18 protein-coding genes are annotated in these 19,268 nt (G+C 38.9%); 4 read left to right on the forward strand and 14 right to left on the reverse strand.

Annotation, left to right across the window (positions count from 1 at the left end):
• Positions 1–25 precede the first annotated feature (25 nt).
• Positions 26–1,336: a DEAD/DEAH box helicase gene (locus CBM15_RS00125; RefSeq protein WP_008408017.1), complete on the reverse strand. Its 1,311-nt coding sequence runs from the start codon at positions 1,334–1,336 to the stop codon at positions 26–28.
• 158 nt (positions 1,337–1,494) lie between these two features.
• Here CBM15_RS00125 and vrrA point away from each other — a divergent pair, with 158 nt between their 5' ends.
• Positions 1,495–2,019 (forward strand): VrrA/YqfQ family protein, encoded by a 525-nt coding sequence (gene vrrA, locus CBM15_RS00130; protein WP_087615298.1) that lies wholly within the window; start codon positions 1,495–1,497, stop codon positions 2,017–2,019.
• Positions 2,020–2,151: 132 nt separating this feature from the next.
• Here the strand turns inward: vrrA and CBM15_RS00135 are convergent, their stop codons facing one another.
• Together CBM15_RS00135 and CBM15_RS00140 are read right to left on the reverse strand one after the other, a co-directional pair.
• Entirely contained in the window at positions 2,152–3,024 is an 873-nt protein-coding gene (locus CBM15_RS00135) for an SDR family oxidoreductase (protein ID WP_087615299.1), read from the reverse strand.
• A gap of 111 nt (positions 3,025–3,135) precedes the next feature.
• A complete protein-coding gene (locus tag CBM15_RS00140) occupies positions 3,136–3,414 on the reverse strand; it encodes a YuzB family protein (protein ID WP_087615300.1) in 279 nt (92 codons plus the stop codon).
• 196 nt (positions 3,415–3,610) lie between these two features.
• On the opposite strand from CBM15_RS00140, the gene CBM15_RS00145 reads away from it, so the two are divergent.
• Positions 3,611–4,579 (forward strand): 4-hydroxy-3-methylbut-2-enyl diphosphate reductase, encoded by a 969-nt coding sequence (locus CBM15_RS00145; RefSeq protein WP_014824396.1) that lies wholly within the window; start codon positions 3,611–3,613, stop codon positions 4,577–4,579.
• Between the two features lie 84 nt (positions 4,580–4,663).
• On the opposite strand, the gene CBM15_RS00150 is transcribed toward CBM15_RS00145, so the two are convergent.
• Together CBM15_RS00150 and CBM15_RS00155 are read right to left on the reverse strand one after the other, a co-directional pair.
• On the reverse strand, positions 4,664–5,371 hold the full coding sequence (locus CBM15_RS00150) for a response regulator (RefSeq protein ID WP_087615301.1): 708 nt from the start codon (positions 5,369–5,371) through the stop codon (positions 4,664–4,666).
• 15 nt (positions 5,372–5,386) lie between these two features.
• The gene (locus tag CBM15_RS00155; protein ID WP_193433740.1) at positions 5,387–6,985 is read right to left on the reverse strand and encodes an ATP-binding protein; all 1,599 of its coding nucleotides are present in this window, start codon (positions 6,983–6,985) and stop codon (positions 5,387–5,389) included.
• A gap of 99 nt (positions 6,986–7,084) precedes the next feature.
• Between CBM15_RS00155 and CBM15_RS00160 the strand changes: the two genes are divergently transcribed.
• Both CBM15_RS00160 and dctA read left to right on the forward strand, forming a co-directional pair.
• Positions 7,085–8,140 carry a DctP family TRAP transporter solute-binding subunit gene (locus tag CBM15_RS00160; RefSeq protein ID WP_087615302.1) on the forward strand — a complete coding sequence of 352 codons (1,056 nt, stop codon included), beginning with the start codon at positions 7,085–7,087 and terminating at the stop codon, positions 8,138–8,140.
• 253 nt (positions 8,141–8,393) lie between these two features.
• On the forward strand, positions 8,394–9,647 hold the full coding sequence (gene dctA / locus CBM15_RS00165) for a C4-dicarboxylate transporter DctA (RefSeq protein WP_087615303.1): 1,254 nt from the start codon (positions 8,394–8,396) through the stop codon (positions 9,645–9,647).
• Positions 9,648–9,715: 68 nt separating this feature from the next.
• Here the strand turns inward: dctA and CBM15_RS00170 are convergent, their stop codons facing one another.
• The 9 genes from CBM15_RS00170 to ccpN form a co-directional block, all read right to left on the reverse strand.
• The gene (locus tag CBM15_RS00170) at positions 9,716–10,837 is read right to left on the reverse strand and encodes a Nif3-like dinuclear metal center hexameric protein (RefSeq protein WP_087615304.1); all 1,122 of its coding nucleotides are present in this window, start codon (positions 10,835–10,837) and stop codon (positions 9,716–9,718) included.
• On the reverse strand, positions 10,834–11,529 hold the full coding sequence (locus CBM15_RS00175; protein ID WP_087615305.1) for a tRNA (adenine(22)-N(1))-methyltransferase: 696 nt from the start codon (positions 11,527–11,529) through the stop codon (positions 10,834–10,836). The genes CBM15_RS00170 and CBM15_RS00175 overlap by 4 nt, the downstream gene beginning before the upstream one ends.
• Positions 11,530–11,655: 126 nt before the next feature.
• Positions 11,656–11,994 carry a c-type cytochrome gene (locus CBM15_RS00180; protein WP_087615306.1) on the reverse strand — a complete coding sequence of 113 codons (339 nt, stop codon included), beginning with the start codon at positions 11,992–11,994 and terminating at the stop codon, positions 11,656–11,658.
• A 150-nt stretch (positions 11,995–12,144) separates the two neighbouring features.
• A complete protein-coding gene (locus CBM15_RS00185; RefSeq protein WP_008403107.1) occupies positions 12,145–13,281 on the reverse strand; it encodes an acyl-CoA dehydrogenase family protein in 1,137 nt (378 codons plus the stop codon).
• A 186-nt stretch (positions 13,282–13,467) separates the two neighbouring features.
• Positions 13,468–14,022, reverse strand: coding sequence for a hypothetical protein (locus CBM15_RS00190; RefSeq protein WP_087615307.1), 555 nt, complete (start codon positions 14,020–14,022; stop codon positions 13,468–13,470).
• A 171-nt stretch (positions 14,023–14,193) separates the two neighbouring features.
• Positions 14,194–15,321, reverse strand: coding sequence for an RNA polymerase sigma factor RpoD (gene rpoD, locus CBM15_RS00195; protein ID WP_008403109.1), 1,128 nt, complete (start codon positions 15,319–15,321; stop codon positions 14,194–14,196).
• Between the two features lie 30 nt (positions 15,322–15,351).
• On the reverse strand, positions 15,352–17,181 hold the full coding sequence (gene dnaG, locus CBM15_RS00200) for a DNA primase (RefSeq protein WP_008403110.1): 1,830 nt from the start codon (positions 17,179–17,181) through the stop codon (positions 15,352–15,354).
• Positions 17,182–17,493: 312 nt separating this feature from the next.
• On the reverse strand, positions 17,494–18,306 hold the full coding sequence (locus CBM15_RS00205) for a pyruvate, water dikinase regulatory protein (RefSeq protein WP_008403111.1): 813 nt from the start codon (positions 18,304–18,306) through the stop codon (positions 17,494–17,496).
• An 8-nt stretch (positions 18,307–18,314) separates the two neighbouring features.
• Complete coding sequence (gene ccpN / locus CBM15_RS00210) at positions 18,315–18,953, reverse strand: transcriptional regulator CcpN (protein ID WP_008403112.1); 639 nt, start codon at positions 18,951–18,953, stop codon at positions 18,315–18,317.
• Between the last annotated feature and the right edge of the window lie 315 nt (positions 18,954–19,268).

A 19,268-nucleotide genomic window follows, 5' to 3' on the forward strand; every position in this document is an offset into this window, starting at 1 on the left:
TCATTCTAAGCAGCCCCTTGTGTAATTAGTTATTGTTGCGGCGCGCTTTAATACGGCGTTCGCGTTTTTTCACTTTTTCCATTTCCCACTTCATATTACGTTTATAGCCTGGTTTAACTTTCTTCGGCTTACGTACTAGGGCTTTGGCTTTTGCATCGATTTCATCTTCTTTACGCTCACCTTTACGGCTTGCACGCTGGTGACGGTCTTTTAAGTCAGACCATTCGCCATTTTTAATATCTTTTTGTACAAATGGAATCCCCATTTTTTCGATGCGTACTACTGCATCCTCATCTTCCGGCTGGAATAACGTAATCGCTGTTCCTTTTGAGCCGGCACGTGCTGTACGACCAACACGGTGAATGAAGAACTCAAGATCTTCCGGGATTTCATAGTTGATGACATGCGAAATCCCTTGAATATCAATACCACGTGCAGCTAAATCTGTTGCTACGATATATTGGAACTCAAGATCACGTACTTGCTTCATCATTTTTTTACGGTCACGCGGACTTAAATCTCCGTGGATTTGCCCTGCACGGATACCTTGTTCTGCTAAAAAGCTCGCTACCGATTCTGCATTTTTACGTGTGTTACAGAAAATAACAGCAAGGAATGGATTGATTCCCTTAATTACTTCAAGTAAACGTGTATTACGTGCCTTCGAACGTACAGGTACTAATACAAAGTCAATGCCTTCCGCCACCGGACGTTTATCATTCATATGAATATGGATCGGTGAATCCATGTATTTCTTTAGGAATGGTTTTAATTTTTCTGGAATTGTCGCCGAGAACACGAACATTTCAAGCTTTTCAGGCATATGCGACGCAAAGCCGTCAATATCTTCAATGAAGCCCATGTCAAATGCCAGATCTGCTTCATCGACAACTAAAATCGGCGCAGTGTGAACAAGCAATGCATTTTCTTTCACCAAATCTTTAATACGACCCGGTGTACCTACAACGATTTGAGGCTGTGTTTTTAATCGGTCGATTGTACGTTGTTTGTCCGTACCGCCGATAAATAATTTTGTTGAAATTTCCGTTCCTTCAACAAGCTGGTTTAACGCATCAAAAATTTGTTGTGCCAGTTCTCGTGTCGGCGACGTGATAACCGCCTGTACTTCTTGTTTTTCTTCTACAATACGCTCTACGATCGGCAATAAAAAACTATGTGTTTTTCCTGTTCCTGTATGAGCTTGTCCGATTGCACTCTTACCTTTTAATACGAGTGGAATCATTTCTTTTTGAATGGGTGTCGGCTCTGTAAATCCAAGCTTTGCAATGGCGTCCTGCAAAAATGGCTTGAATTGATAATCAGTATATTTTGACATTCACGTACCTCCTTACATCTTTCCTATTGTACCATAATTCGTACATTTAAGTGACCATCTGCATATCATAACGGTAAATAGTTTCAACGTCAAACTGTTGGGACGAATTTATGAAAGAAAATTGAAATATCATGTCGATTTTTAGAAAGGAGTTTATTATGCGCCCACCTTATTACTTTCCACCTCAAGGAATGATGAATCAAATGCCGGTTGCACCACGTTTTCCAATGTATGCACCATACATGATGCGAGGCCCGAGTCCAGGAGGAGGTCCGATTCCTGGAATAGGAGCTATTCCTGGAGCTGGTCAATTTATGAACCAAATGCCAATTCCGCCTCAGGCAGCTGTGCAAGGTGCAGCAGGTGCACCGAAGCTCGAAGGGTTTTTATCAGGAGCAAACTCATTATTTAGTAATGCCCAAAAGTTCACACCATATATTCAGCAGGCAGCCCCAATGTTTAAAAATCTGCCCGCTTTATGGCGTTTATATAAAGGATTTAAAGAAACTTCCGACCCGCTGGAGTCTTCTACTGTTTCAATGCCGCAGGAACGGCCAAGAGAGAGAGAAAGAGTGAGAGAAAGAGGAAATCCACGAGGCAACCGGCGAGAACAGGAGCCAGTTGAGGAGAAAATTACGACAAAACCATCATTACCGAAAATATTTCAACCACCTTTTGAATAACAAAATAAAAGCTACCCCAAGCAAATGAGTGCAGATTCGTTTCTATTACGAGTCCTCTCATATGCGTAATGGAGTAGCTTTCTATTTTTAACCATGTATACTTACCGAATCAATATACTCCTTGGATCATGCTTATGAACACATAGTGCCGCCGCCATTTACATGGATACATTGGCCGGTAATATATGTTCCGTCTTGGGATGCCAGCAGCACATATGCTCCAGCAAGCTCACTCGGCTGTCCTGGGCGTTTTAATGGTGTTTCAGTACCGAATTCCGCTACTTGATCCGCATCGAATGTAGAAGGAATTAATGGTGTCCAAATCGGTCCTGGTGCGACCATATTTACGCGGATTCCTCGATCAGCTATATTTTGTGCTAAACTTCTGACAAAGCCTACAATCGCACCTTTTGTGGATGTATAATCAATTAAAATCGAATGGCCTCGGTAGGCATTGACCGATGTCGTACATATAATAGAATCTCCCTGTCCCAAATGCGGAACAGCTTCTTTGCATAAATAAAAAATACCATCCAAATTTGTACGGAATGTTTTGTCCCATTGTTCGACCGTAATATCTAAAAATGAATCGACAGGATATTGTACCGCTGCATTATTTACGACAATATTAATTTGCTGGAAATGGTCAAGTGCTGTCTTTACAAGTTTTTTACTTGTTTCATAATCACCGATATCCCCTTCAACAAGAACCGCCTGAACGCCTTCTTTTTCAACCAGTTGTTTCGTTTCTTCCGCATCGGATTGCTCTTTTTCCAAATAGTTTATAACAAGATTTGCCCCTTCTTTTGCGTAGGCAATGGCAACGGCTCGGCCAATTCCTGAATCACCGCCCGTAATAATTGCCACTTTGCCTTTTAACTTATCGCTTCCCGTATATTCATAAGGCTGTGTTGGTAATGGATTCATTTTGCTTTCGATTCCAGGTTGTGATGGCTGAGTTTGTGCGGGTGTACCGCCAACTTGTTTATTTTCAACATTTGTCATGAAAGAAACACTCCTCTATTGAAATATTGTTATAAAGTTTTAGTGAAAAGTTTTCGATTGTTCCGTTCACATAAAACTATTTATGTAATATTTTTTCCCCGGCTAGGCAGTTTAAAACAAAACTGAATTTTCTTTCAGCTCATTTACCACATTTTGTAAGAGTGTTTCGGCATCTTCTGCTTTGATCAGTTCACCATTTACAATCGCAAATAGATGACATTCGCAAATTTCACAGTTTGAAGTACAGCCGGATTCCGTTAATTCAATATCTTCCCGCTCCAGCAGCACATCATATACATCTGCTGCGCCGAGCGATAAATTTGTCATGCAAAACTCCACCTGATTTTTTAAAGCTACTGATTTATTCCTCCTAAAAAAAGAAAACGCCATCCCATTTCCCCACTTTACGTTTTATTTATTTCTGCTATTATAGCAAACGTTCACAAAATTCTGTACTTATGCGATTACTTCGCTATATCGCGACATTTCCATCGAATTTACTAGAGATTTCAGTAAGCGAACTTTGAATAAAGCATACACGTCCTATATAATGAAATTACAGGGCTTTGAAAGGAGTTACGTATAAATGAAAGTTGTTAAAATTAATCCGCGTGGATACTGCTATGGGGTAGTAGACGCTATGGTCATTGCACGCAATGCCGCACTTGATCCTACATTACCAAGACCAATCTACATTTTAGGTATGATTGTACACAATAAACATGTTACAGATGCATTTGAACAAGATGGCATCATTACGCTTGATGGCGACAACCGTAAAGAAATAATTGAACAGGTAGAGCAAGGCACAGTTATTTTCACGGCACACGGTGTATCTCCTGAAATCCGTGAAATCGCGAAACGTAAAGGACTCGTATCAATTGACGCGACTTGCCCGGACGTTACGGTGACACATGACTTAATCCGCGAAAAAACAGCAGAAGGCTACGATATTATTTATATCGGTAAAAAGGGACATCCTGAACCGGAAGGCGCAATCGGTGTTGCACCAGACCATGTTCACCTAGTTCAATCGATGAACGATATCGATAATCTTGCTTTTGAAAATGAAAAAATTCTCGTAACAAACCAAACGACGATGAGCCAATGGGATGTCGCTTTCCTGATGGATAGTTTAAAAGAAAAATTCCCGCATGTCGAAGTGCATAAAGAAATTTGCCTGGCGACACAAGTCCGTCAAGAAGCAGTAGCTGAACAGGCCGGTGCTTCCGATTTATTAATCGTTGTAGGCGATCCAAAATCGAACAACTCGAACCGTTTAACACAAGTATCAGTAGAAATTGCCGGAACACCATCTTACCGCATTTCAGATATTTCAGAGCTGCAAATTGAATGGCTGGAAAACGTTGAAACAGTAGCAGTAACAGCAGGTGCTTCAACACCGACACCAATCGTTAAGGAAGTCATTTCATTCCTTGAAAAGTTCGACAAAAATGATCCTGCAACACATGAAATCGTACGCTCCGTAACTTTGGACAAAATTTTGCCGAAAATTAAAGCTCCAAAACCAGTTGAAAAAATTATGCCTTACTAATCTTTAACAAAAAAAATCCTCATTTTTCTCTTCCCGGGAAAAATGAGGATCTTTTTATATGTATAAAAATAAGAATTCCAGTTTTCACTGTTCCTTGATAAAATATTGATTGATCGGTCTCCCGACACTGCCATATTGAATATCTACCCGAATTAGATGATTTTTTTCCATAAAATCTAAATAGCGCCGCGCTGTTACACGAGCTACACCGATGCCTGTTGCAACATCGTCTGCTGAGGCACCGTTCTGAGACTGTTTCAAAAAAATCAATACCTTATCCATTGTCGCGCGATTAAAGCCTTTAGGGAGCTCTTGAGTCATCGTGTGGGGCGGGTTTTGCCCATCCTTTTGAACCCTCACTTGACCAATTATTTCATCTAACTCTGCTTGCGTTACATCACCCGCTGCATGCATTTTTTCTTTAAATTGACGATAATGAATTAACGTTTGCTCGATCCGTTCAAATGTAAACGGCTTCATAATATAATCAAAAACACCTAAATGCAAAATTTGCTGAATTGTTTGAACATCATTTGCGGCTGTTACCGAAATACAATCTACATTTATATTTTGCTGACGAATTTGGCGCAATGTTTCAACTCCATCTTGCTCTGGCATAAATATATCCATTACAACTAAATCCGGCATTAGATCTAATATTTTTTCTATTCCTTTAATACCGTTTGATGCCATATCGATGACTTTAAATCCTTCCACCCGTTCGATAAATTGACGATTTACTTCACGCACCATTGGATCATCTTCTACTAATAATACTTGAATGGTCTTCACAAGAAAGCCCCTTTCTTAATACTCGAATGTCAGGATGAATGTTGTGCCTTTATTTACTTCACTCGATATTTCAATTGTGCCATTCCCTTTTTTCACAATCTCATTTACCAAATATAAACCAATGCCCCTGTTTTCATTGTCCTTCGTTGAAAATCCGCTTTCAAAAATTTGTTCTAAATTTTCTTCTGAGATTCCGTCACCATTATCTGTAACCATAATTGCCAGTATACCATCGTTATCATCAATGGATATTAATACTTCTTTATGATTTCGTTCTACCACCGTAAGCGCATCAAAAGCATTCTCGATTAAATTACCGAATAACAATACAAAATCATGATGGTCCAACAACTCCGGAAACCTTGTCAGCTGGCTCTCCGCATCAATCGTCACTTCAATTCCAAGTTCATTTCCACGACTTATTTTACTTAGCAATAAGCCTGATATATTTTCATTATAAATACGCTCATTCAGAAACTTCGTCACTTGGTCATGCTGCATTTTTACCTGCGATAAGTAATCAAGCGCCTGCTTATTATGACCAAGCTGCAAAAGGCCTGCGATCGTATGTAGCTTATTTTTATACTCATGCGTTTGAATACGTAAAGCTTGTACAAATGCTTTGACACCTGTTAATTCTTCAGCAAGTTGTTTAAATTCCGTTAAATCCTTAAAAACGGCTACCGCCCCAACTGTTTTTCCTTTTACAAAAATCGGGATACGATTACTTAAAATACTATGATTGTTCACGTAAATTTCTTGGTTGTATACAGCAAGCCCACTCTCGACAATTTCAGGTAACCGCGTGTCAGGCAGTACATCAAAAATATTCTTTCCGATATATTTTTCAGGATTACCACCTACGCCTAAAATACGGCCTGCCTTTTGATTGAAAATCGTAATCACCATATTGTTATCTACTGCAATAATCCCTTCATGCATTGCATTAAACGTTTCAGTCCGCTCGACATACACTTTTGCAATTTCAATTGGTTCCAGCCCGAACATTTGACGCTTTATATGTCGCCCTAATAAATGTGCGCCCCAAATACTAAAAAGGAAGGACAACAGCACAGCCAAAATAATTTCATTTGTATTTTCGGCAAGAATATTCCAAAATGTCGGCAATGCAAACCCTACGACGACAACCCCAACCTGTTTTTTTTGCTCGTTTAAAATTGGTACAAATGCCCGAATTGTCTTGCCTTGTTCTCCAATTGCTTTTGAAATATAATAATTTTCATTAAATGCAGCATGCATATCCGTTGAGTTACTTTTTTTACCTAGTTGGTTCGGAGATGGATGCGATAATTTTATCCGATCCATATTCATGACAACGATATATTCCGCTTTATTAATAATTTTGATATCGTGAACAATTTGGGTAATCTTTGTTTGTGCCAATTGTATATCCTGCTCTTCAAGCTGCTTTTGAATTTCCGGCAAATCGGAAATAGTCCGGGCAATCAACATAGCACGGCTACCTACCGTTTCTTCATGTTCCCGTGTTAGATTGCTTAACAATAATATTCCTGCCACGAAAAAGGAGAAAGCAATAATGAAAAAGGTAAGCAGTACAATTTTTCCGTTCATTGTTAATTGTTTAATTTTCATTTTGTCCCTCCTTTTTTGCTATATAATATAACAAACTTCGAAGTGTGTGGAGATTTTCTACAACATTCAAAAAATTTCAATGTAAATGAGGGAATCCTAATGCGCCTTTATATCATAACTGCTATCGTTGCTGCTTTACTGTTAATCGTTACTATTTCCTACCGTTTCGACTTGTGGAATACAAAAGACTTACCTTACGATGACGAGCAAGTTGGGCTAGATGACCAAATTGTAATTAACTTTAGTCACGTTGTAGCTGAAAATACACCAAAAGGGCTTGCGGTTAATAAGTTTGCTGAATTAGTTAAAGAAAAATCGGATGGCGAAATCATTGTGCAAACTTATCCTAACGGTATTTTATACAATGATGAAAACGAATTAGCCGCCTTACAAAAAGGTGATATTCAAATGATTGCACCTACGATTTCAAAAATCACGGAAGCACTTCCAACATGGCAAGTTCTTGACCTGCCGTTTATTTTTGAAAATGACGAACAAGTATATGACATCCTGCACGGCGATCTTAGTAATTCCTTACTGCAAGAGCTAGACAGCATTAATGTACATGGTTTGACATTCTGGCATAACGGCTTTAAACAGATGGCTTCCAATACAACACCACTCCTTGAGGTTGATCAGTTTAAAGATCTCAAAATCCGTATCATGCCAAGTGATATACTAAAAGAACAGTTTTTATTATTAAAAGCAAAGCCGATTTTAAAAACCTTCAATGATTTATACATTGCGATTCAAAATAACGAAATCATTGCCCAAGAAAATACACTTTCAAATTTATATTCAAAGGGCTATTATTCAATGCAACCGAATATTACCTTATCGAATCACGGCATACTTGCCTACAGTGTAATGATGAACGCCGATTTTTGGGAATCGCTTACTGACGACCAGCAAAAAATAATTCAAGATTCACTTGATGAAATGCAGCGCTGGCAACATGATCAGGCAGTCGCATTAAATGCAGAAAACTACCAGCAGCTAAAAGCAGTTAAGGAGCTTAAGTTTTACACTATTTCAGATCAGCAACGTGCACATTGGATGGAAGCCCTACAGCCCATTTATAGCTCCTATGAAAAAATAAGTAATAAAGATTTCTTAACACAGCTTCGTGAAGAAATTCAAGATCATAACAATTGAACAAAATAAACAATATTCGACTACTTATGAAAATAAGTAGTCTTTCTTTTTGTTATAGTACAAAAACTTTCACCCTTATAACAGTATTATAACAAAGCAAACCCTTGCTATATCAAGGTTTCATATTATTGCAGTTAAAATAGACCAAAATGAACGATATGTTTTTTATCAACAAAATAAATATTCCGAATAATCGTACGCTATTATTGCAAATGTAAACGTTACCAAAGATAAATCACAGGGGGAAGCAAAATTGAAATTACTAAAAAATCTAACAGTCCAAGTAATTATCGCCATCATTCTTGGCGTTATCGTCGGTGCATTTTGGCCAGAGTTCGGCGCAAGCCTTAAAATTTTAGCTGACTTATTTATTAAATTAATCAAAATGTTAATCGCTCCAATTATCTTCTTAACGGTTGTTATTGGTATTGGTGGCATGGGTGATATGAAAAAGGTTGGTAAAATCGGCGGTAAGGCATTACTTTACTTCGAAATTGTATCAACAATCGCTCTTGCAATTGGTATTATGGTAGCTGTTGTCATAAATGCAGGTGCTGGAATCGATACATCTAAAGCGGGAGAAACGGATATTTCGAAATATACAACTGCTGCTGAAGAAAATAGTGAAGCTGGTTTAAGCGGGTTCATTTACGATATTATTCCTGAAAACTTTGTCGGTGCATTAGCTGAAGGTGCTTTACTTCCTACTTTATTTGCTGCTGTACTATTCGGTATTGCTGCAGCATCTTTAGGCGAAAAAACGCGTCCAGTAATAACATTTTTTGAACAAGTATCTGAAATTTTCTTCAAAATCGTTGGGATTGTAATGAAATTCTCGCCTATTGGTGCGTTCGGTGCAATGGCTTACACAATTGGTAATTTCGGTTTAGGTTCTTTAAAATCCCTTGGTCTTTTAATGGCCGCAGTATATATTACAATGTTTCTGTTTGTTGTAGTCGTGCTAGGCTTAATTGCGAAATACTTTAACTTCAACATTTTCCGCTTCATTGCCTATATTAAAGAAGAAATTTTTATCGTAATTGGTACATCTTCTTCTGAATCGGCTTTACCAGCGATGATGCGAAAGTTAGAAAACTACGGTTGCGGGAAGCAAGTAGTAGGATTAGTAGTACCTACCGGATATTCCTTTAACTTGGACGGAACATCTATTTACTTATCGATGGCAGCATTATTCATCGCACAAGCATATGGTGTTGATTTATCTTGGTTAGAAATTATCACACTTCTCGGGGTATTAATGATTACTTCAAAAGGGGCTGCCGGTGTAACGGGTTCAGGATTCATTACATTAGCTGCAACATTGGCTGCATTCCCGATGGTACCACTTGAAGGAATTGCATTATTAATCGGGGTTGACCGTTTCATGTCTGAAGCTCGTGCTGTAACAAACATTATCGGTAATGGGGTAGCATGTGTCGTAGTGGCAAAATCCGAAAATGACTTTGACGAGGAAATGGCTGCAAAGGCGATTCCTGTACGTAACTAAGACGAAAACTATTAAGTAAAAGCCCATTTTTAACTCAATTGAGAAAAATGGGCTTTTTAATTTTCACATTAAATAAACTGAAACGGTTCTGTATTGATTTTTGATTGGATAAATTCAACAGGCAATTTTTGATCCGCACATAAAGAAGCCATTTTTTCTGCAACACCTTTAATCATGACCTTTTCAACATGGTGACCTGGATCGATAATGCTTAAGCCTTCCACTTCTGCATCCTGTGCCATATGGAAGCCGATATCTCCTGTTACAAACACATCTGCCCCTGCAAATTTTGCAGCACGAATATATTTATTGCCGTCTCCTCCGACAACTGCAACCTTCTGGACAACACCTTCCAAAGGTCCAACAGCACGCAGACAAGGCACGTCCAACTGTACTTTCACGAATTGGGCAAATTCCCGTAATGTCATTGGTTGTTTTAACTTACCAATTCGGCCAAGTCCTTGTTTATTTGTGTCAACGTCCATCGTAAACAGATCATATGCAGGCTCTTCGTACGGGTGGTTGTTTAGCATTGCTTTTAATATTTTATTTTTCATCGATTGCGGGAACACGACTTCCACTTTTTCCTCTTCCTCGATGTGAAGCTCACCGATCTCCCCTACAGCCGGATCTGCACCTTCTGTTGCACGAAAACGGCCTTTACCTTCCAATGTATAGCTGCATGCCTCATAATGGCCTAAACGACCGGCTCCGGCTTTAGCCAGCACATCACGCAAAGCATCTGCATCATCCACAGGAACGAATACGGCTAGCTTCATCATTTTTTCTTCGAACGATACTTCCAGAATTTTGCGGTTTTCCAGTTGCAAAGCATCTGCCAGTAAATCATTTACCCCGCCCGGCGCTACATCGAGATTCGTATGCGCTGCATATACTGCGATATCATTTTTCAGACACTTTTCATACAGTGCCCCTTTCGGATTATCTGTACGCAAGTTCGAAAGCTTCATGAAGATCGGCGGATGATGGGCAATAATAAGCTCACAGCCGTTGTCGATCGCTTCATCTACGACTTCATTTGTCACGTCAAGTGTTACAAGCACTTTTGTGACAGGCTTATTTAACGTACCAATGGCCAAGCCGATCGGATCATTCGGCATGCATGCATATTTTTTAGGTGACCATGATTCAAATACTTGGATAATCTCGTTGCCATTTACGGATTTCACGCAATCGCCTCCTGTACCATTTTAATGTAATGTGTAAGTTGTTCATACTTTTCCTGATTTTCAGGTGTTTTTTCCGCTTCTGAAATTGCTTGTTGAACACGTTGCCAATTCGCGATTTCACGTGACCACTTTTCAATGAAAACAGGTACTTTTGTTTCCATCAGCTTTGGTCCAAGCAAAGTTTGCGCTTCGTTTAATTTCATTTCCCCGCGCTGTAATACAAGGACCTCATAGATTTTCCCATCCTCTTCTAAAATGACCTCATCCTGGATTGCCCAGCCATTTTCCATTGCCCATTCACGGATGGCCTTTGCATGAATATTCGGCTGTAAAATTAAACGGGTTACGGATTTTAAAGCTTGTGGATGTTTTTCTAAAATGGACACAATCAATGGTCCGCCCATCCCTGCAATTGTAACGGCTGTAATTTCATCCGCTTCTTCAACAGCTGCCAGACCATCTGCCATGCGTACTGTAATTTTATCTGTTAAGCCTTCAGTGCGAACTTGTTTTACAGCTGATTCATAAGGTCCTTTTACAACCTCACCCGCTACTGCACGTGCAGCAATTCCTTTATGCACTAAATAACATGGCAGGTAGGCATGGTCACTTCCGATATCCGCTACAATTGCTCCTGTCGGTACAAATGAAGCGACCGTTTCCAGTCGTTTTGAAAGTTTTTGTGCGTTCATATTTATATATCCTCTTTTCTATATCACAAACTACCCCTATTATATAGAACTTTCACACAAACGTCTCTTTCCAGAATACAAAAAAGTGCAGAACAGGATCACTCCATTTCTGCACTTGGCTATTCATTATAAACCTGAAATATACTCAGCTACTGCATCTGCTTCCGCTTCGTTTTTAAGAACTGGCGGCATCATGCCGTTTTCCGAACCATTTAATGCGTAATCTTTAATATGCTCAGCATCTAATCCAACGATTGAAGGACCTCCACCACCAGTTAAATCACCACCGTGGCACGAAATACAGTTCTTTTGAGCAATATCTTCACCATTTAATTCAGCAGTTTCCCCTGAATGTTCGCCGTCCGCACTGTTTTTATCAGCTGCACCCTCAAATGACATGAAGAAAATTAGTCCGATACCGAATGCCATGATAAGTACGTAAGGAATAAGTGGATTGTTTCTCATTGCGTTCCCCTCCCTCATTAAATATTCTATTTCATGCTAGACATTAGCCTAGTAAACAATATTAATTGTACTTGATTCTATAGAAAACTGAAAGACTTTACGGACAAGTTTTACTAGCTTTGTAACAATTTTACCAATTTGCTATTTCTATCATAATATATGTCTTGCAATTACCATTTTCTGTACTTCAGACGTACCTTCCCCAATTTCCAACAGTTTTGCATCCCGTAAAAAGCGTTCCACTTCATATTCTTTCATATAGCCGTAGCCGCCATGAATTTGAATTGCTTCATCGCAAACTTCCATTGCCATCTCGGAAGCGTAGTATTTGGCGATAGCAGCCTCTTTGCCGAATGGACGCCCCTGATCCTTCAACCATGCCGCTTTATACACAAATGTCCGCGCTAATTGTATTTTTACCTCCATATCAGCCAATTTAAACTGCGTTGCCTGAAAATCTGCCAGTGCCTTTCCGAATTGCTTACGTTCTTTTGCATATTGAACGGCTTTATTTAATGCGCCTTGTGCAATTCCAACTGCCATTGCCGCAATACCGATCCGGCCGCCGTCAAGCGTCGTTAAAAATTGTTTAAAGCCATTCCCCCGGACTCCAAGTAAGTTTTCTTCCGGAACGCGGACATTTTCTAAAATCAATTCCGTTGTATTCGAAGCATTTAAGCCCATTTTTTCGTATTCCGACTTAATCGTAAACCCTTTTGCATCAGTCGGTACAATTATGGCGCTGATTTCTTTTTTGTTTCCATCTCGATTTGTAATAGCTGTTAATGCTAAATGTTTGGCATAACTTGCATTTGTAATAAAAACTTTCGACCCGTTAATGACAAATTCTCCATTATCCAACACAGCGGTAGTTTCTGTCCCACCTGCATCAGAACCGGCATTAGGCTCTGTTAAACCGAATGCGCCGAATGATTCACCTGTACAGATCGGCGTTAAGTATTTTTCCTTCTGCGCTTCTGTACCGAATAAATGCAATGGTGCACCGCCTAATGAAATATGTGCCGAATATGTAATACCTGTCGAAGCACATGTACGGCTCAATTCTTCGGTAACGATCGCAAAGCTGATTGTATCTGCACCTGCCCCGCCATATTGTTCAGGAAACGGCAGACCCATAATGCCCATATTGGATAGTTCTTTAAATATTTCCACTGGGAAGGCTTTCGTTTTATCACGCTCGATTGCTCCTGGTGCCACTACTTCATCCGAAAACTCACGTATCATCTTTTGTAACATCGCTTGCTCAGTTGTTAAATCAAAATGCATACCATTCATCCTCTCAGCCTATTTCATTTCAATTCTATTGTAATCTAAAAATATGTATTTTTACAGAAAATATATGTATTTTGCAGAGTATTTTGTAAAATGATACAAAAAAGCCATGCAGAAAAGTTTCATTTCTTCTGCATAGCTTAAAAGAATAGTATAAGTTTATGTATTATTTTGATGTTCCTACAGGAAATAAATCCATGCACTAATAATGGCAATTAACCCAAGAACGCCTGAGATCGTAAAATAAATAATTTTCAGCATGACACCGCTTAACAGCCAGAATAGACAGTTCACAATAAGGATGATATAAAGCATTTCATTATTGCCGGCAAAATATGTTGTACTCACTTTCAATGTTACACCTAAAATCGCTAAAGCGGTCGCCAGCTGCAGCATCACTGCCATGAGATGGTTTCTTTTTGCAAAATAGATAGCCCCGATCAGACAGCCTGTTGCAAAAACTGCGGCAACAGCAATGACAACCCATTCTAACTGCATTGTAAACAGCAGTAACAATATAACAAATGCACTGATTGGAAAGAACATCGATAGATTCCGGTTTTTTCGTCTTTCGACATTTATGACGGCATTTTTTGATTTCCCTTCAATCTCTTCTTGATGATTTCCTTCCGAATAAAGCGACATCAAAAAATCGCAATAATGTTCTGGTAACATTTTATTTTGTTTCCAGAACGTGATTTCATTCATAATAATTTGTTTTTTTGGATTTGACATCGTTTCGCTCCAAATCTGTATTTATATGCTACATCATATTGTAAATAATTCACGAATAAACAACATCGGTAAAAAGCAATACCATTATTCTTGGAAAATAGTAATTACCTGCTATATTTACACAAAAAAAGATGAAGAGTAAAATACTCCTTCATCTTTTTCCTGTTTAGCTTATTCTAAGAAATCTTTTAAGCGTTTTGAGCGTGATGGATGACGCAGTTTACGTAATGCTTTCGCCTCGATTTGACGAATACGTTCACGTGTAACGCCAAACACTTTACCTACTTCTTCCAAAGTTCGCGTACGGCCATCATCTAAACCGAAACGTAAACGCAATACGTTTTCTTCACGGTCTGTTAATGTATCCAGCACGTCTTCCAACTGTTCCTTCAATAACTCATATGCTGCATGATCAGAAGGAGATTGTGCTTCTGAGTCTTCGATGAAATCACCTAAATGTGAATCATCTTCTTCCCCAATTGGAGTTTCCAATGATACAGGCTCTTGTGCAATTTTTAAAATTTCACGAACTTTTTCAGGTGTTAAATCCATTTCTTCTCCAATTTCTTCTGGAGATGGTTCACGACCTAAATCCTGAAGAAGCTGACGTTGTACACGGATTAATTTGTTGATTGTTTCAACCATGTGTACTGGAATACGGATTGTGCGGGCCTGGTCTGCAATCGCACGTGTAATCGCTTGACGAATCCACCAAGTAGCATAAGTCGAGAACTTGAACCCTTTACGGTGGTCAAATTTTTCAACTGCTTTAATCAGACCCATATTTCCTTCTTGAATAAGATCCAAGAACAACATTCCACGACCTACATAGCGTTTAGCAATCGAAACTACAAGACGTAAATTAGCTTCTGCCAGACGTTTACGTGCTTCTTCGTCACCTTGTTCAATACGTTCCGCTAAACGAATTTCCTGATCTGCAGAAAGTAAATCCACACGTCCGATTTCTTTTAAATACATACGTACCGGGTCATTAATTTTAACGCCAGGAGGAACACTTAAATCATTTAAGTCGAAAGCTTCTTCACTCGATTCCTGCTTAGAAAGTGCTTCTTCTTCAAATTCTTCTTTTCCTTCAACTGTTACATCATTTTTTTCGATTTCATCGGCAAAGTTGAAAATCTCTTCATTCTCCAGTTCAAAAAATGCTAATGTATCAGAGATTTCCTTCATTGACATTTCGCCAACCTGTTTTGCTTTAGCTAAAAGTTGCTTTTTTACCTGCTCTAATGAAACCCCGTTCACTACCGTATCTTTTGAATGTTTTGACTTGTCCGCCATAAACCTTCCTCCTTCTAAAAACAAATCGCGTTAAACGCCCATTTTTATCTTTCTATTTAAGTTAATTATTTGTTGGGCAATCTCAAGTGCTCGTCTATGCTCATGCATTTTTTCTGCTTCTTTTTGATCGTGCTTTAATTGTTCAATCTTTAGTTCTAATCGGCGTTTTTCGATTTGCTTTAAACAATCAATTATTTCCGCTTCACCATTATCAGGGTCACGTTCAAGTAACGCAGCATCCATCACGATTTTTCGTAAATCATGATCATCCAACACTTCGACGAATCGATGGAAATCAGCCATTTCATATTCTTCATAAAAACCAATCAAACGAACAAATACGGATAAATATTCCTCATGGATGAAAGGTTCGTTATTTCCCTCTCTGAGAACTTTATTCACAATATTTACATCATGCAACATATGTGCTAAAAGTATACTTTCGGCACGGTCTGTTGCGTCTTTTTTACGCTCCCTTTGGAGAAGGACGGTTGGTTCTTCCACCATTTTTTGATCGCGTTTCTGCTCTTTTACATTATCCGCGACCATTTTTCTTAATTGGGTGCTGATTGCCTCATGGGAAATATTTGTTTCATTTGCCAATTGGCGAATGTATAAATCACGTTCAGTTGGAGAAGTATTATTTTTTAATGTTTCCAGAACTTCTTGAATGTATTGAAGTGTGTCATTTTCAAATTGGAAATTTTTGCCGCGTTTCGCATGCATCATCATAAATGCAATATACGCGTGCGGCTTTTCTATTATTTGATTTTTAAATGCCTCTTGTCCGTGTGTACGAATATATTCGTCCGGATCAAGTTTATCTGGTAAAACAGCGACCTCAACTTTAATCTGTTCTTGATGAAGCATTTGTGCAGCGCGCTTGGCAGCCTCAAAACCAGCATTATCACCATCATAGCAAATCGTAATTTGCTGAACTAAGCGTTTGAGCTTTGTAATATGCTGGGGCGTAAGAGACGTACCCATCGTTGCTACAGCATTGTATATGCCTGCTTGGTTTGCTGCTAAAACATCAATAAAGCCTTCCATTAAAATTACTTGTCTTGATTTACGAATGGATGCCCGCGCCTTATCCAAATTATAAAGTACTTGACTTTTATGGAAGATCGGCGTTTCAGGACTATTTAAGTACTTAGCATCTTCGCCATCGGAATTCAAAATCCTGCCTGAAAATGCAATCGTTTTTCCATTTTCATCTCGAATCGGAAACATAATCCGTCCCCGGAAACGGTCAAAGTAGCTGTCATCACTTTCTTTACGAATGATCAGACCGCTTTCGGCCATTTCTTCCGGATCATATCCTTTGCGCTCCAGTAAGATTGACAGCGTGTCCCAGTTCGGCAACGCCCATCCTATCTGATGTGTTTCGATTTGCTCACGTGTAAATCCTCTTTCAAGCAAATAATTTAATGCAGGTTCGCCATCTTCTGTATTCATTAAAATATGATGATAAAACTCCACTGCAAACGTATGAGCCTCTCGCATTTGCTGCTCTTTTTTTGAAATGGGTGAATTCGACATCGATTGATCGGTCGACAATTCCATTTCAAGCGGGATTCCCGCACGTTGACTTAGTTTAATGAGTGCATCCGGAAACGACAGATGTTCCATATCCATTACAAAGGTAATGGCGTTTCCTCCTGCCCCACAGCCAAAACAGTGAAATATCTGTTTATCGCTGGATACGGAAAAAGAGGGTGTTTGCTCACCATGGAATGGACATAATCCAAAATAGTTGCGCCCTCTTTTCGTTAACTGCATATAATCGCTAATGACATCGACTATATCGGACTGCGAACGAATTTGTTCAATCACATGTTCGGGTATTTTTCCAGCCATATTATCACCATCTACAGTATTCGAGATAAATTACAAATTTCCTCTATAATACGACAAAATTCTTTAATAAATTTGTAATTACCCTATAATAAATATTTTTACCACAATTTTATTATTATAAAACAAAAAGACTATACTTGCTATATAATTTCAAAAAAATAATCAGAATATAACTATAAATGTCGAAATTCAGCAAAATACAAAAGGTTTTCTGAAACAAAAGTATAGTTCACTTAGTTTCTAAAAAAACGCGAATATTATTCCACCAAAAAAACCTCCTCTTCCTTTTTGGAGAGGCGGCTTCAGTTGCTATCAACAATCAAGCTCTAGCATATCGATTATTTTGTGCGCTGTTTCTTCGACAGCACGATTCGTCACATCAATCGTTCGACAACCTATTTTATCAACAATACTATAAAAATAGCTAATTTCCTGCTCAATTCTACTATGTTGCGCATAAAATGCATTTTCCGTTAATCCTAATGTTATTAAACGCTCTTTCCGGATATTATTGAGCTTTTCCGGTGTAATGACTAACCCAAAACATTTTTTCGGATCGATTTGCATTAATTCTATAGGGGGTTCCACTTCCGGAACAAGCGGCACGTTTGCCACTTTATATCGTTTATGCGCCAAATATTGCGATAAAGGAGTTTTGGATGTTCTTGATACACCGACCAACACAATATCCGCCAGCAAAATGCCGCGTGGGTCCTGGCCGTCATCATATTTAACAGCAAATTCAATAGCTTCGATCTTTTTAAAATAATCATCATCCAATTGATGCACAAGTCCAGGCTTTTGCAATGGCATTTCATCGAAAGAAGTTTCGATCAAATCAAGCATCGACCCCAATAAGTCGATTGCATGCACTTTATATTCGCTTGCAATTTTTTGAAGTGCCTGTCTCATCTGCTTTTCAACTAGCGTAAAAACAATGGTTGCCTCATTTGCAATTGCAATTTGGACAATTTTTTCCAGTACATCAACATTCGCAATATGCGGAAACTTTCGAATCCTTACTTTTTCGAAATTTGGCCGAAACTGGCTTACTACCGCTTTCACAGCAGCTTCTCCAGTTTCACCGACCGAATCTGATACAACAAATATAGTCAATTTTTTCATGAGATCACCTATAAATCATGCGTTTCTGCTAACGAAATAAACGCACGTGTAATATTCGTCTTCGTTAACCGTCCGGTAATGACTAATCCCCGCTCTGTTTCTTCAACAACCGGCATGGAATCGATCTCTCGTTCTATTAACTTTTTAGCCGCCACGATTAATGAATCCGAATTAACACAATAGGCGATGTTCGGCATTCTCGTCATTATTATATGCACAGGCATTTTATTTAAATCCTGTGTTCCGATACTGGAACGCAGTAAATCTTTTCGAGACAGCACACCTTGTAATATTTCATCTTTATCAATAACGAATAGTGTTCCGACATCCTCGGAAAACATATGGATAATCGCATCATACACCGTCATATCATCCGGAACAACTACCGGGATTGACTGGAAATCTTTTACTTTTAAATTCAGCATTGATTCCGTAAAGGCAGCCGTTGTTTTTTTGCCTGCATAGAAGTAGCCCACACGTGGACGCGCATCTAAAAATCCAGCCATCGTTAGTATAGCTAGATCAGGTCTCAAAGTAGCGCGCGTTAATCCAAGGCGCTCTGCGATATGTTCGCCCGTAATAGGGCCATTTTCTTTTACAATTTGCAAGATTACATCTTGACGTTTATTGAGTTCGATTGGACTCACCCGCTTCAAATAATGTTATACTTTTTCATTAATTATTATATACTATTTCCTTCTATATTGCGAAGAAAACAAACCCATGCTACAATATTACCGAACAACTCACTTGTTGTTTATGATTATTAATATGTAAGCGATGAAGGGATTTATAAGTATCAATTCTAACATAAGCGAGTAGGGATAGTGCAAGCCTACATTGAATTGAGAAACGGCACCCCTGAGCTATTTTATAAAAGAGGTTTTTATTTATTTAAAAACAAGCGGGGTGGAACCGCGGGTACATCGTCTTGATGCACTCGTCCCCGGGCAGAGCTTTTG

Source organism: Solibacillus kalamii (assembly GCF_002174535.1).
GTDB classification, from domain to species: Bacteria; Bacillota; Bacilli; order Bacillales_A; family Planococcaceae; genus Solibacillus; species Solibacillus silvestris.